We start from the raw sequence: 13,156 nt of genomic DNA, 5'->3' as shown, positions 1-13,156 counted from the left end.
CCCAGGACGGGTGACTGCATGCCATCGGGTGGCGTCTCGATGACCTCGTACAATGAGCTGACGCGCGAGCAGGCACGCGGTCCACGAGAGAACAGGAATGTCGTGGAAGAGACGATTCGCAAGGTCCTCGCGGAGTACGCGAGGTTGGGCGTCGACCTGACGGGCGTCGACCGTGAAGCCGACCTGTACACACTCGGTTTGACGTCGCACGCCAGCGTGAACGTGATGCTGGGGCTGGAGGATGCCCTTGGCGTCGAGTTCCCTGACGACCTTCTGCGCAAAGACACCTTCCGCTCCATCGCCAGCATCGAAGCCGCGGTGAGCGGCCTCCGCGTGGCAGAGGGCTGATGTCCGCGCCCGACCCCGACACGGAACGGGCCGCATTCCGGGCGGAGCTGCTCGCGTCCGGCCTGCTCGTACACGCAGGCGTCGACGGGCTGTACCAACGATCTGGCACGTTCGAACGTATCGTGCGCGGGGTGGAGGCGCTGGCATCCCGGTCCGCTGCGGGTCGTGGCGGCACACAGCTGTACTTCCCGCCGATCATGGCGAGGGATGCCTTCGAACGCACCGACTATCTGCGCTCGTTCCCCGACCTGGCGGGCGCCATCGAGGTGTTCCGCGGCGGCGACGCCGAGCACGCAGCGCTGCTCCTCGCCCTCGATCAGGCCGAGGACTGGACCGAGCTGCTCGCGGTGGCCGAGGTGGCGCTGTCGTCCGCCGCGTGTCATCCGCTCTATTCCACCCTCACCGGCACGCTTCCAGAGGGCGGAGTGCGCTACGAGGTGCAGGGTTACTGCTTCCGGCACGAGCCCAGCCTCGATCCGGTGCGCATGCAGAGCTTCAGGCAGCACGAGTTCGTGTACGTGGGCGAGCCGGATGCAGCGCGAGCGCATCGCGATGAATGGCTCGCGCGCGGGGCGGAGCTGCTGGCTTCGCTCGGCCTCGACGTGGCCGTCGAGGAGGCGAACGACCCCTTCTTCGGTCGGGCCGGACGCATGCTCGCCGCCAATCAGCGGGCCACGGCGCTCAAGTTCGAAATCACGGCGCCCGTCAGTTCGGTGAGCGCGCGCACCGCCATCGCGTCGGCGAATTGCCACGAATCGCATTTCGGCGAGTCGTTCGCGATCCGCACCCCTGATGGCCTCGCCGCCCACTCGGCATGCATAGGTTTCGGGCTGGAGAGAATCGCGCTGGCGCTCGTGAAGCGTCACGGCACCGACCAGGAACGGTGGCCGGCTCCCGTGCGCGAGGCGCTGCAGGCGTGAGCGAGCCGGTGGTGCTGGAGCACGACGGCGTCATCGAGGCGCCGACGTGGTTCGGCCCGGGAGACCGCCCGCTGCTGGGCTGGTTCACGTACCCGCGTTCGCAGCGCGTGCGTGGTGCCGTGGTGCTGTGCCAGCCGATCGCCGAAGAGGGCAACATGGCGTACCGCACGTTCCGCACCCTCGCCCAGCGGCTGGCGGCCGACGGCTTCCTCAGCATTCGGTTCGACTACGACGGAACAGGTGACAGCGCAGGATCCTTCGAAGACACGCATCGGGCCGAAGCGTGGGTCGCGTCCGTGCGGGAGGCCGTGTGCGAGGCACGAAGGTGGGGCACCGAAAACGTGAGCGTGATCGGGATGCGCATGGGAGCGACGCTCGCCTACGTCGCGGCGGCCGAGGGCGGCCTCGACCTGAACGATTTGGTGCTGTGGGATCCGTGCGTCACGGGCCGCGGCTTCCTGCGCGAACTGCAGCTGGTGCACAGCGTGTTCCTGGAAGGCAGGCGCACCGCTCCCTCGGGCTGGGTGGAGACGCCGTCGTACCGCTTCACGCCGGAGGCGGCGTCAGGCATCCGTGCGCTGGCCGTCGACGGTCGTGCGTCCGTGGACGACCTCGCTCGCCGCACGACGGTCGTCGCCCGTGTCGACCGGCCGCGGGCGACATCGTTGCTGGCCGCGCTGCCCACAGAGACTGCATCGTGGATCGATGCCGGCGGGCAGGCGGAACTGCTCGACGTGCCCACTCTTCACGCGAGCGTTCCCGAGCAGACCGTCGACACGATCGTCGCTCGCCTCTCGGCATCGGCGCCAGAGCCGGCCGTCGACATCCTTCCGCGGCTGCAGCCGCGAGCTCGATGGAACGAAGACGGAGTCGAGCTCGAGGAGGAGGCCTGCTTGTTCGGCCCCGACCGGCTGCTCTTCGGGGTCAAGACGACGGGCATCCCACAGCATCAGGCCGGCCCGAGGATCGCCATGTTCAACGTCGCGGCCGAGCGGCACCTTGGCGAGGGGCGCACGTGGGTCAGGATCGCCAGGGCACTCGCTCGCGACGGCGCCACATCGGTCAGAGTCGACCACGGAGGAGTCGGGGACAGTGGCACCCGCCCAGGACACACGCCAGACACCGTCTATGACGAAGGCTGGATCGACGACGTGCGCGATGTCGTAGAGGAGCTCTCCGACAACCGGAGGCACGAGGTGATCGGCGTCGGCCTGTGCTCGTCGGGCACGAGCGTGCTGCAGGCAACCGTCACCGGTGCACTGCGCGAAGCCATCGTCGTCAACGTGGTCTTCGACACCGACCTCAACACTGCGCTTCCCCCTGCGTGGACGCTGTTCCCGCGCAAACCGAGCTGGCTGCGGAGATTCGCCGTTCGGCACAAGCGCCAGGCGACCCTGCTGTGGAAGGCATGGGGTGTAGTGGACCCGCGACGCGATCCGATGTGGACGACGGCACGGGCGGTATCCCGCGGAGTGGACCTGACGGTTGTCGGGGGCCCTGAAGACCTCGCCAGGATGCGGCACAGTGCGCTGTGGCGACTCGTGTGGGGGCGTCCGCTCAGCTCTGAGCGTCGATTCCGGGTGGAACCGGCCCCCGATGCCGATCACTCCCTCCGTGTGAGCGCTGGTCAGGATGAGGTTGTGAAGCGGGTGAGCGAGCGCGTTCGAACGCGCCTTCGCGTGAGATCATGAGCCAAGTTCCACTCGCGATCAACGGCCCGAGACCCGACCCCGGTTCGAGTGCTTCGACAAGGATGCCGTCGTTGTGGCGACGAAAGGAGTCGTTGTGATGGAGAACACCGTTTCGCAAGGGTCGGACCGGTTCGACGAAGTACTGCTCGACGGTCTTTCCGCGCCCGCCACGTCTGCGGGGTGGATGGAGCAGGAGGCCTGGCGCATCGGGGTCGAGGTTGCCGGGCCCGTTGCAGACGAGGTGGATGCCGAGGCGCGATTCCCCGAGGAGGCGGTGGCCGCCCTTCGCGAGTCCGGCCTGCTCGCGGCGCTGATTCCGGTCGAGCTGGGCGGCAGGGGCGCCTCGCTCGCAGAGGTGGCCGGCGCCGTCAGGGCGCTCGCTGTGCACTGCACCTCGAGCGCGCTCGTGCTCGGAATGCACAGCATCGAGGTCTTCAACCTGGTCAGGCACGGCACCACGCCCGCACTGCGTGCAGTGCTGCACGAGGTCGCGGCAGACGGCCTTCTGCTGGCGAACGCCAACAGCGAGGTCGGCATCGGCGGCGACGTGTCGCGCAGCCGTTGCGCACTGGAGCCGCGCGAGGGCGGCTGGCACCTGGAGAAGGATGCTCTCGCCATCTCCTACGGCGAGTACGCCGACGCGATCGTGACGATCGCGCGCCCGAACACAGATGCCGCGGAGACCGATCAGGTCATGATGATCTGCCGCAAGCAGGACACCACCCTCGAGCGCACCAGCGACTGGAACACGATGGGTCTGCGGGGAACGTGTTCGTCTGGGTTCCACCTGTCCGCCGATATCAGTTCGGATGCTCTGTTTCCCGTGCCCTTCTCCGTCATCGCCAATGACGGGGCCGGACAGGCACGGCAGATCCTTCTGAGCGCCGCATGGGTGGGGCTTGCCGAGGCGGCCGGCGCGAAGGCGCACTCGTTCGTGAACGCGGCCGCTCGCAGGAGCATAGGAACGCTGCCGCCGTCCGCGCTGCGCCTCGCGGAGCTCGCCAGCGAACTGCAGGCGGTGCGAAGCCTGCTCGTCGGCTCCGCGCTGCGGTACGAGGCGCTGGACCGGGCGGGAAACGGTGAAGACCCCGGCTTGGTCGTCGGACTGCGCGGACTGAAGGTGTCGACGTCCGAGTTGGCGGTCAAGACGGCGACCGCAGCCCTGTCGATCTGCGGCATGGCGGGGTTCCGCCGCGACACCCCGTTCGCGCTCGACCGCATCGTTCGCGACGCGCACGGCGGTCTCGTCATGGTGAGCAACGACCGCCTCATGAACGACAACGCTCAGCTGCTCGTCGCCCGCAAGGCGCTCTAACGTGGCGTCGCCGGATGATCGGCGGCGGCCCCGCCTTGGCTTCGTCTTCCACCCCAGATCGTTCGGCACGCTTGCGATCGTGGATGCCGCTCGCAACCTCTGCGACGTCGTCTGGCTGGTCGACACGGCCGACGCTCGCCTGGGTTCCATGACTCGGCTGCTCGCGCGCGTGGGAACCGTCGTGGACGTGGCCGGCGTGTCCGGGGCGGAGGCAGCACAGATGGTGCGTGACGAGCGGCTCGACGGGGTGCTGGCGCTCGCAGACGATCTGCTCGAGTGGACGGCCGAGCTTGCCGACCGGCTCGGCCTGCCCTTCCACAGCGTGCAGACGGCACGGCTGCTGACGGACAAGTTCGCCCAACGGTCCGCCTTGCGAGCCGCAGGCCTCCCTGCGCCGCGCAGCTGGGTGCTGCACAGGCGCCTGTCGGAGGACGAGTGGATGCGTGTGGCCGAGGACGAGCCGTTCCCCGGCGTACTCAAGCCGCGGCAGGGCGAGGGCAGCAGGAACACGAATGCGGTGGGCTCGATCGCCGAGGTGCGCTCGATCGTCGCCGGGTCCGGGGAAGCGGAGCACGGGTCCGAAGCACGGGAATGGGTGCTCGAGGAATACATCGAGGATGTCGATGCCGAGCTCTGCGGGGAAGGCTTCGCCAACTACGTCTCGGTCGAGAGCTTCGTGGCGGCCGGCCAGGTCACAACCCTGGCCATCACGGGTCGCACCCCGCCGGCACGGCCGTTCCGAGAGACCGGGTTCTTCATCCCGGCCGCCATCTCGCAGGAGCAGGCCGGGCCCATCGTCGACGCCGCGACGGCTGCGGCGCATGCGCTCGGCATCACGGTCGGCTGCCTGCACACGGAAGTGAAGCTCACCCCCACGGGGCCGGTCGTCATCGAGGTCAACGGCCGCATCGGGGGAGGAGTACCCGAACTGCTCGACCTCACGACGGGCATCGACTTCCTCGGCATCGCCCTGCGGCTCGCGCTCGGCGAGTCGGTGGAGGTCGGGCCTGTGCAGCCGAACGGTCTGGGCTACCTGCTCTATGTGCAGGCGCGCGACGACATCCACCGCATCACGGCCGTCACGGGGCTGGACGACCTCAGGGTCATGCCAGGCGTGCAGGAGGTCGTGCTCAATCGCGGGCCAGGCCACGCCGTGGACTGGCGCGACGGCAACCACGGTCACGTGTACTCGGTGCTCGGCACAGCCGGGGACCACGACGGGCTACGGGCGGCGATCGGCCGGGTGACGGAGCTGGTGCGCATCGATGGCGTCTGAAGGCGGCCGACGACCCAGGCGTCGCCTCGTGGCGGTCGCCGTCGTCGTGGCGGCCGCCGTCCTGGTAGCAGGCACGGTCGCGGTCGTCTTCGCCGCCCGTCCGCCACAGGGCGGTGCCCCGTCCTCGCCGCAGACGCACGCCGCGTCTGGGTCGAGCTCCGCGCCGGCGAGCTCCGCCTCGACCGGCCCCGTCGACCGCGAAGTGACCATGCAGGTGGGCGGGCGCGAACGCTCGATGCTCGTGCACGCGCCGGCGCATTCCGGTGCGCTGCCCCTCGTGCTCGTGTTCCACGGCGCTGGAGACACGGCAGAGGGCACGGCATCCGCCACGGACTTCGAGCACGTCGGCGACCAGCGCGGCTTCATCGTCGCCTTCCTGCAGGGCTACCAGAACACGTGGAACGAGGGCGCCGGGCACACGCCGGCCGAAGTCGCCGGAATCGACGACGTCGCCTTCGCTCGCGCGGCCGTGGAACGCATCGAAGGGATGCTTCCCGTCGACCGGGAGCGCGTGGCCGCGGTCGGCTTCTCCAACGGCGCGCTCATGGTCGATCTTCTCGGCTGCCGGATGGCCGACGTCGTCGACCTCATCGTCCCGGTGGCGGGCCCGCTACCTGTGTCGGTCGCGAGCTCATGTTCGCCGAGCAGGCCGGCCTCGGTCCTGCAGGTGCACGGCACGGCAGATGACTCCATCCCTTACGATGGCGGCCCTTTCGCGGGCATCGGAGGTGGAACCACAGTGCTGTCGGCGCCGGCCGCCGCCCAGCGCTGGGCCGCACTCGACGGTTGCAACGCGCAGGCGACGACGACGCAGCCGTCCGATGGCGTACGCGTCACCTCGTACGGCGGATGCCGCGCAGGAGCGTCAGTGCAACTGCGCACACTCCTCGGTGCTGGCCACGGCTGGCCGGCGGACATCGCAGAGCTCGTCGCCGACGCTCTGCACACCTGACCTGCACACCTGGCCAGGGCACCTTACCCGGGCACGTGGTCTGCACGGCCCTTCGGTCAGCCGAGGCCGAGTTGCAGTTGGCCTTGGCGCCGAGGCGGCTTGGGAAGCGCCTGCCCCAGTGCGGCCAGCACGGCATCCATGCTCTGCCGTCGCTGCGCCTCGATGCGGCCCGCCGTGACGGCGAGGGACTCGGGCTGAGCCAGCAGCTCAGCCAGCCTGTCCACTTCCTGAGGTATACGGCGCCCGAGCTTGGCCAGATCCACGATCAGGCCCAACGCCTCGAGCTGGGAGTAGAGGTCGACTCGCTTGTCGCGCCGCATGTTCGGCTCGCCCGAGTTGACGCTCCAGTCGACACCCCCGCCGTCGACGAGGCAGATCGTCGGAGTGCCCTGCGCCCACGCGTTGATCGCGAGGTGGTAAGTGTCAGTGAGAACGAAGTCCAGGTCGCCGAGCCCGTAAATCAACTCGGCGGCGTCGACGGGCCTTCTCGGCTCTTTGGGGACGCCGCGCAGAGACCGGAGCGATGTGCCGAGCAGATCGATGCGCGATGGCTCGTCGTTCTCGTGCTCGAGGGCCGGCCAGGAGGCGCGGAACCGGCGGCGGGAATCGACGGGCCAGAACGCGGGGGACCCGCCCCACGGGATCCAGCGGGCGCGTGCGCCCAAGCGCTGGGCCAGCCGCTTGCCGAACAATGCGACGACCTCCGGGCGCACCTGCGAGCGGCCGATGAAGACGCCGAGTCCCTTTCCGCCGCGGTGGGTGCCGTCGTGAAGCAGGAATGCGGCATCCAGTGCCTGCGCGGCCCCGCGCTCCGGCCCCCTGATCGTTCTGACGACCTGGGCGGAGTACGGATCGCGCATCCACACATCGCGCGCCGCCGCCATGAACCGGTCGAGGTCGTGCCCGTATCGTCCCGCGTAGTCGGCAGCGGTGTTCATGCCCAGCGTGCTGCCGTAGGAGAAGACGCGACCGAGCGTGCCTTCATCGGCGTCGCGCAGCATCAGCGTGCGCGCCACGAGCTCGTCTGCCTCTTCCCGCGAGCAGACTCCGATTCGCCTCGCGAGCACGTCGGCCATGTGGCGCTGGTACACCGCCATGTGCATGAAGTCGCCCCAGAACACGATGCGGTCTGCGCTGAACGCCTCGTCCAGCCGTCCGCGAATCGACTGGTATGCGATGAGGGAGTCGGGGTCGCGGTACGACGAGGATGCTACGAGGTCGCCGGCTCCGCGGAACTCGCTCCACTCACTGACGTCCCACAGCCGCCAGTACGTCACCTGCGTTGCGCCGGCCGCGTGCGCGACCTTCTCGAAAGCTAGGTCGACCGACGTCATCCCGGGGTTACGCCCATTGGGCGGTGCACAGATGACGCTCACCTGGCCGAGGCTGGATGCTGCCATGGTGTCTCGTTTCCTCGAGAATTCCCACGAGGAGCGTGCACGACACGGCGGCGGGCTGTCGTTGTCGGGCGGTACTCGCGTACCCATTCGCCTGCGCAGAATGAGCGACGCTCATGTTACTCGCCGCATGCTTCAGCGGCGAGTATCCCTTCCCAGCCGAAGGGAGGTCTTGGGCGGATCTTGCGCAGATCCTGCGCTGCACCCAGGGCTGTACTCAGCATGCCCGCAGCTTCCGGCTCGCTGACTGCACTCGGAAAGAGCCAGGCGGCGTCACTCCGCCCCGGAACCACCCTCGCCAGACCTGGTCGCGGCGGCGGCCTGCGCCGCCTGTTGAGCCCGCAATCGGCCGGCTCCCGGGCTCATACCCACCGCGTTCGCCACGTCACGAGCCATCGCTCGCCAGCGTGGGAACACCCACGACGGGCCGAGCACCGACCAGGTGCGTACTTTCTCAGAGAACGGGAGTTCGCTGTGGGCGACCCCGCGGTACATCTCGATGTTCGTACGGGTCTCCGCGAACGACCGGTCCCCCCGCTGGCCGGGTGCGAACCACGATGAAGCTGCGGCGCCCTGAACAGACACCTGCGCATCGTGCCGGCGCTGAAGGAACGCCTGCTCCTTGGCGGTGGCCATCTTGCCTGCGCACAGCAGCTCGACGAGCAGCACCATGTCGTCGCCGAGCACCGAGCGGATGCCGCGGGTCTTCCGCAGTGCAGACATCCTGATCACCCCGTACATGGGATGCGACGCCTGCGCCCGCAGCATGTTGCGCACGCGCTCGTGCGCCGTGGCGGCGTCCATGCGCAGGTCGACGTCGTCGAGATCTTCGTAGATCACGCCCTCGCCGTTGATGAGCCTGGTCCGGGGACAGGCGAACACGGTTCCCGGGCCGCCGTCGTCGAGCGCGGCGATCGTCGCGGCGGTGAACTCGGGGAGCTTGATGTCGTCTGCCGCCATCCAACTGAAGAGCTCGGTGTCGCAGAGTGCCATCACGTTCTGGTAGTTCCAGATGCCGCCCCGGTTGTCGTCGTAGCGGTGGTAGCTGATGCGGTCGTCGTGCGATGCTGCCGTGCGGCAGATGTCCTGCGTGGCATCCGTCGAGCCGTTGTCCGAGATGACGATGCGGATGTCCGAGAGCGTCTGGCTCTGCAACGACTCGAGCGCCGCCGGGAGGTAGCGCTCGCCGTTGTAGACCGGAACGCCGAACGTCAGCCGTGTCATCGTCACTCCATCGAAATGGTCAGCTTGGAGGCGAAGAACGCCTCGGCGTACCTGCTCTGCGTCTCGGCGCCCCGCAGCCGCATGATGCTCAGGAAGAACTCATCGTCCCACCAATCCCGGTCGTGCTGCGAGGGGAAGCTCGAATGGAGCAGTTCCACCTTCCGCCTCGCGATCCGCTTGGGCAGCGGCACGTAGAGGTTCGGCCGTCCGAGATCGCCGTCCCACTTGGGGATCTCGTACTGCAGCACGAGCGGACCGCGCCAGACCGTCGGCGCCATGGTGCCAAGCAGTCGGTGGTCCTGGTGGGCGTCGTCGCTGCGCGGCACGAAGACCAGGTCTGGGCGCGGGCTGGCGTCACGGAAGGCGTGCACGGCATCCTTCACCGCCCCCCAGTGCTCAGGGAGCCTCGCATCCGGCAGACCAGCGAAGACCGGGGGCTGCGAGGCGCCGAATGCGTCTGCCGCCCTTTCCGCCTCGGCCTGACGTTCGGGCACGCCTGTGAGAACGAGGGTGCGGAGGTCGACCTCGCGTCGGCTGGCCAGCTCGAGAAGCGTGCCGCCGCATCCGATCTCGATGTCGTCAGGATGCGCCCCGACGGCGAGCACGACGAGGGGACCGGAGGGAAGCGTGAGGGTGGTCATCGTGCCTTCCTGCTCGGCGTCAGGACCCGGGCGACCTGATCCCACTCCTGGTCGAGCCGTTCACGAGCGGCGTCGATCGCCGCGTCGATCCGTTCGGTCCATGTCGTGCGCTCGGCGGCCAGCGCGGTCGCGGCGTCCGCCACTTCGTGGGCGTCGAAGCTCTCGATGTCGCGGTGCTGCCCAGGCAGTCCGAGCTGGTCGAGGATCGCGCGGTGCTTGTCCGCGTACCCGATCGAGAGGGAGGGTGTGCCGGCCAACAGGGCCATGATGAGCGTGTGGTAGCGCGACGCGACGACCACGTGCGCAGACGACATCTCGGCAACGAGTTCATCGGGGCTGCGGGCCTCCACCACGGGGGTGCCGTCGGCGAGACCGGCGGACAGCACGTGCGCGAACTCGAGATCGCCGTCGTCGCCCCCGATGAGCCGCACCTGATAGCCGCGGCTCTGGAACTCGCGCGTGAGAGCCGTGAGCTGCGCCGCGTAGCGCTTGTGCACGGCCTCGCTGGTCTCATGCGAACTGTCGCGGCCCCAGTAGTCCATGACGCCCAGGGCGACCGTCGGATGTTCGGCCGCGGCAGAGCGTGCGGGCTCCAGCCCGAACGCGAGATCGGTGACCACTGCGTCGGAGGCCGCCTTGTGCAGTCCGTTCACGACCATGCTCGACCTGGCGACAGCGTCGCGATAGGAGCGATAGCTCGCCGCACTTCCCGCGCCCCGCACGAAGAAGCGCGCGAGACGTCGGGGGAGCACCTCGACGCCGATGTCCAGCAGCACGAAGGGGCGGCGCATCAGGCTGCTGCCCTTGGCGAGCGCCCAGATCTCGAACGGGGTGCCGAAGGCTCCCGAGCCGTAACGCTCGAGTCCGCCAGTACCCGCGACGACGACGACGTCGACTGATCGCGCGGCGGAGATCGCCCCGCGCAACAGGTGCAGCCGGTTGAGCCCGGCCGAAAGCACGCGATGCAGGCCCGACCTGGCTCTGCCTTCGACGGGACGGCCGAGGCTCGTCGCCGGGATGCCGTGCAGCGCGGATGCCACGGCGGGATCCTCGCAGAACAGCACCGGCTCGTACACGTCGGCGTCGAGCCGCTCGAGGAACGCGGTGAGCGTGGCCTCGTTGCCGAAGTTCCCACGGCCGAACACGCCCCAGATGCCGAGGCGCGTCTTCGAGCCTGCCGCCGCTTGCATCATCGGTGCCCCGACAGCGGGGCCGGGTTCATGCCCGTTCCCTCTGCCGCCACAGCTCCCATGGGGCGGTGCCCGTGGCGTGCAGTTCTTCGAGGTACGCGCGTTCCTTCAGTGTGTCCATGCAGGCCCAGAAGCCCTCGTAACGATTGGCGCTGAACCTGCCGTCTGCTGCTGCCCTGATGCAGCCGTCCATCACGAGGTCTTGACCCTCGTCGATGTAGTCGAAGATGCCCTGCCGCAACACGAAGAAGCCGCCGTTGATCCACATGTTCATGGTGCCGACCGGCACGATGCCGGTCATGCCGCCGTCGCCGTCGAGACCGACGACGTGGAAGGAGTCCTGGGGTGGTACGGCCAGGAGGCTGCCAACGTGGTCGCCGGGAAGGGCCTCGATCAGGCCGTTCATGTCCACGTCGGAGACGCCGTCGCCGTAGTTGGCGAGGAAGACCTCATCGTCGCCGAGGTACTTGCGCACCCGTCGCAGGCGCTCGCCGATGGCCGTGGTGAGGCCCGTGTCGACGAACGTGATCTTCCAGTCCGAGATGTCGGACTCGAGCATCGTGACGTCTTGGCCGCCGTTCGCCAGCACGAAGTCGTTGGAGGCCGTCTCGCGGTAGTTGAGGAAGTAGTCCTTGATGACGCTCGCGCCGTAGCCGAGGCACAGGATGAACTCCGTGTGCCCGAAGTAGGCGTAGTACCTCATGATGTGCCACAGGATGGGCCGGTCGCCGATCGGCGTCATGGGTTTGGGCGCCGACTGGTTGTCGGCGCGGATGCGCATTCCCATGCCGCCGCAGAACAGAACGACCTTCATGTCAAACCCCCAGCCGCCGCGGCGCGGCGAACTCTCTGATGGCAGGAGCCACTGGCCTGCCGCGCAGATACCCGTCGGTGGTGCAGGCCTCGATCGCGCGGGCGTAGACCGCGGATGCCTCTCGCACCGCCGTGATCGTCGTCTCGAGATCGTCGTCGGTGTGCGCAGCAGAGATCACGAGGGACTGCGCGAGCACGCCGTGTCGGAGCAGCTCCTGGATGAACAGCGTGCGGAACGCTTGCGAAGGCTTGCCCTCGTGGTCTTTCGTGCCGAAGACGAGTGCCGAGGGCCTGCCGAGGATTGCGATGTGATCGGCGACGCCGGCTTCGGCGACGGCCTCGAGCAGACCTGCCCGCAGCTTCTCGCCCTGGGACTCCATGATCCCGACGATGTCTCGTTCCTCATATGCCTCGGCGACCGCCAGGTATGCGGCGAGACCCGTCGTCTCCGCCCCGTGCGTGTTGGAGAGCAGGAAGACGCGCGAAGCATCCGTGTTCAGGCCGCCGAGCTCCATGAGCTCGCGCTTGCCGGCCAGGGCCGAAACGCTGAAGCCGTTGCCCAGCGCCTTGCCCCAGGTGGAGAGGTCGGGCGTGACGCCGTACACCGACTGGGCGCCTGCCGACGACCAGCGCATGCCCGAGATCATCTCGTCGAAGACCAGAACGAAGCCGTCTCGGTCAGCCAGTTCGCGCACACCCTCGAGGAAGCCGGGCGCGGGCTCGACCGTGCCCGTGGCCGCCTCCATGACGACGGCCGCGATCTGACCCGGATGCGCGGCCACCACGGCCTCCAACGACTCGAGGTCGTTGTACGCGAAGCTGACCGTCAGGTCGCTCACGGCCCTTGGAACGCCCGCGGGCATGGCGCTCACGCCCATGAACCAGTCGTCGACGGAGAAGAACGGCTGCGTACGGCAGACGGCGACCAGGTCGCGCCCGGTGGCGGCGCGCGCCAGCTTCACGGCCGCTGTCGTGACATCCGAGCCGTTCTTGGCGAACTTCACCATGTCGGCCGTCGGCACCATCGTCAGGAACCGCTCGGCGGCCTCGACCTCCAGCACCGTCGGCCTGGAGAAGTTGACGCCGTCTGCTGCGGCCCGGCACACGGCGTCGACGACCGGCGCATAGCCGTGCCCGAGGGTCACCGCCTTCAGGCCCATGCCGTACTCGACGAACCAATTGCCGTCCGCGTCGAGCACACGGGCGCCCTCGCCGCGCACGATCACGGGAGCGAGGTCTTCCGGATACTGGTCGGATCCGCGCGCGTTCGTGTGCGCGCCGCCCGGCACGAGTTCGTGCAGGCGTCGCTGCAACTCGGCCGATCGGGCGAAACGGTTCGGGATGTCGTCGCCTTGTGCGTTCACTGCATACCCCCTGGCCGGTGTCGGT

The 13,156-nt window shown here is 68.6% G+C and carries 12 protein-coding genes; 6 read left to right on the top strand and 6 right to left on the bottom strand.

Annotated elements, in window-relative coordinates:
* Positions 1 to 39: 39 nt before the first annotated feature.
* From ACO2Q7_RS07470 to ACO2Q7_RS07445, 6 genes are all read left to right on the top strand, one after another.
* Positions 40 to 348: an acyl carrier protein gene (locus ACO2Q7_RS07470; RefSeq protein WP_423354971.1), complete on the top strand. Its 309-nt coding sequence runs from the start codon at positions 40 to 42 to the stop codon at positions 346 to 348.
* Positions 348 to 1,268 carry an amino acid--[acyl-carrier-protein] ligase gene (locus tag ACO2Q7_RS07465; protein WP_423354970.1) on the top strand — a complete coding sequence of 307 codons (921 nt, stop codon included), beginning with the start codon at positions 348 to 350 and terminating at the stop codon, positions 1,266 to 1,268. Before ACO2Q7_RS07470 ends, ACO2Q7_RS07465 begins: the two co-directional genes overlap by 1 nt.
* Positions 1,265 to 2,959, top strand: coding sequence for a serine aminopeptidase domain-containing protein (locus ACO2Q7_RS07460; protein WP_423354969.1), 1,695 nt, complete (start codon positions 1,265 to 1,267; stop codon positions 2,957 to 2,959). Before ACO2Q7_RS07465 ends, ACO2Q7_RS07460 begins: the two co-directional genes overlap by 4 nt.
* 73 nt (positions 2,960 to 3,032) lie before the next feature.
* Positions 3,033 to 4,274, top strand: coding sequence for an acyl-CoA dehydrogenase family protein (locus ACO2Q7_RS07455; protein WP_423354968.1), 1,242 nt, complete (start codon positions 3,033 to 3,035; stop codon positions 4,272 to 4,274).
* A 1-nt stretch (position 4,275) separates the two neighbouring features.
* On the top strand, positions 4,276 to 5,550 hold the full coding sequence (locus tag ACO2Q7_RS07450; RefSeq protein ID WP_423354967.1) for an ATP-grasp domain-containing protein: 1,275 nt from the start codon (positions 4,276 to 4,278) through the stop codon (positions 5,548 to 5,550).
* A gap of 28 nt (positions 5,551 to 5,578) precedes the next feature.
* Positions 5,579 to 6,502 carry an alpha/beta hydrolase family esterase gene (locus ACO2Q7_RS07445; protein ID WP_423354966.1) on the top strand — a complete coding sequence of 308 codons (924 nt, stop codon included), beginning with the start codon at positions 5,579 to 5,581 and terminating at the stop codon, positions 6,500 to 6,502.
* A 56-nt stretch (positions 6,503 to 6,558) separates the two neighbouring features.
* Here ACO2Q7_RS07445 and ACO2Q7_RS07440 read toward each other — a convergent pair whose 3' ends face one another.
* The 6 genes from ACO2Q7_RS07440 to ACO2Q7_RS07415 form a co-directional block, all read right to left on the bottom strand.
* The gene (locus ACO2Q7_RS07440) at positions 6,559 to 7,902 is read right to left on the bottom strand and encodes a hypothetical protein (protein WP_423354965.1); all 1,344 of its coding nucleotides are present in this window, start codon (positions 7,900 to 7,902) and stop codon (positions 6,559 to 6,561) included.
* A gap of 270 nt (positions 7,903 to 8,172) precedes the next feature.
* Positions 8,173 to 9,123 carry a glycosyltransferase family 2 protein gene (locus tag ACO2Q7_RS07435; RefSeq protein WP_423354964.1) on the bottom strand — a complete coding sequence of 317 codons (951 nt, stop codon included), beginning with the start codon at positions 9,121 to 9,123 and terminating at the stop codon, positions 8,173 to 8,175.
* A gap of 2 nt (positions 9,124 to 9,125) precedes the next feature.
* Positions 9,126 to 9,764, bottom strand: a complete 639-nt coding sequence (locus ACO2Q7_RS07430) for a PIG-L deacetylase family protein (RefSeq protein WP_423354963.1) — start codon at positions 9,762 to 9,764, stop codon at positions 9,126 to 9,128.
* Positions 9,761 to 10,957 carry a polysaccharide pyruvyl transferase family protein gene (locus ACO2Q7_RS07425; RefSeq protein ID WP_423354962.1) on the bottom strand — a complete coding sequence of 399 codons (1,197 nt, stop codon included), beginning with the start codon at positions 10,955 to 10,957 and terminating at the stop codon, positions 9,761 to 9,763. The genes ACO2Q7_RS07430 and ACO2Q7_RS07425 overlap by 4 nt, the downstream gene beginning before the upstream one ends.
* A 25-nt stretch (positions 10,958 to 10,982) precedes the next feature.
* The gene (locus ACO2Q7_RS07420) at positions 10,983 to 11,768 is read right to left on the bottom strand and encodes a glucose-1-phosphate cytidylyltransferase (RefSeq protein WP_423354961.1); all 786 of its coding nucleotides are present in this window, start codon (positions 11,766 to 11,768) and stop codon (positions 10,983 to 10,985) included.
* A gap of 1 nt (position 11,769) precedes the next feature.
* Positions 11,770 to 13,131, bottom strand: a complete 1,362-nt coding sequence (locus ACO2Q7_RS07415; protein ID WP_423354960.1) for a glutamate-1-semialdehyde 2,1-aminomutase — start codon at positions 13,129 to 13,131, stop codon at positions 11,770 to 11,772.
* Between the last annotated feature and the right edge of the window lie 25 nt (positions 13,132 to 13,156).

Origin of the sequence: Rathayibacter sp. KR2-224, from assembly GCF_049446075.1 — a bacterium.
Classification (GTDB): domain Bacteria; phylum Actinomycetota; class Actinomycetes; order Actinomycetales; family Microbacteriaceae; genus Humibacter.
Note: the sequence above shows the minus strand (reverse complement) of the source record. Positions and strands in the feature narration are given on the sequence as shown.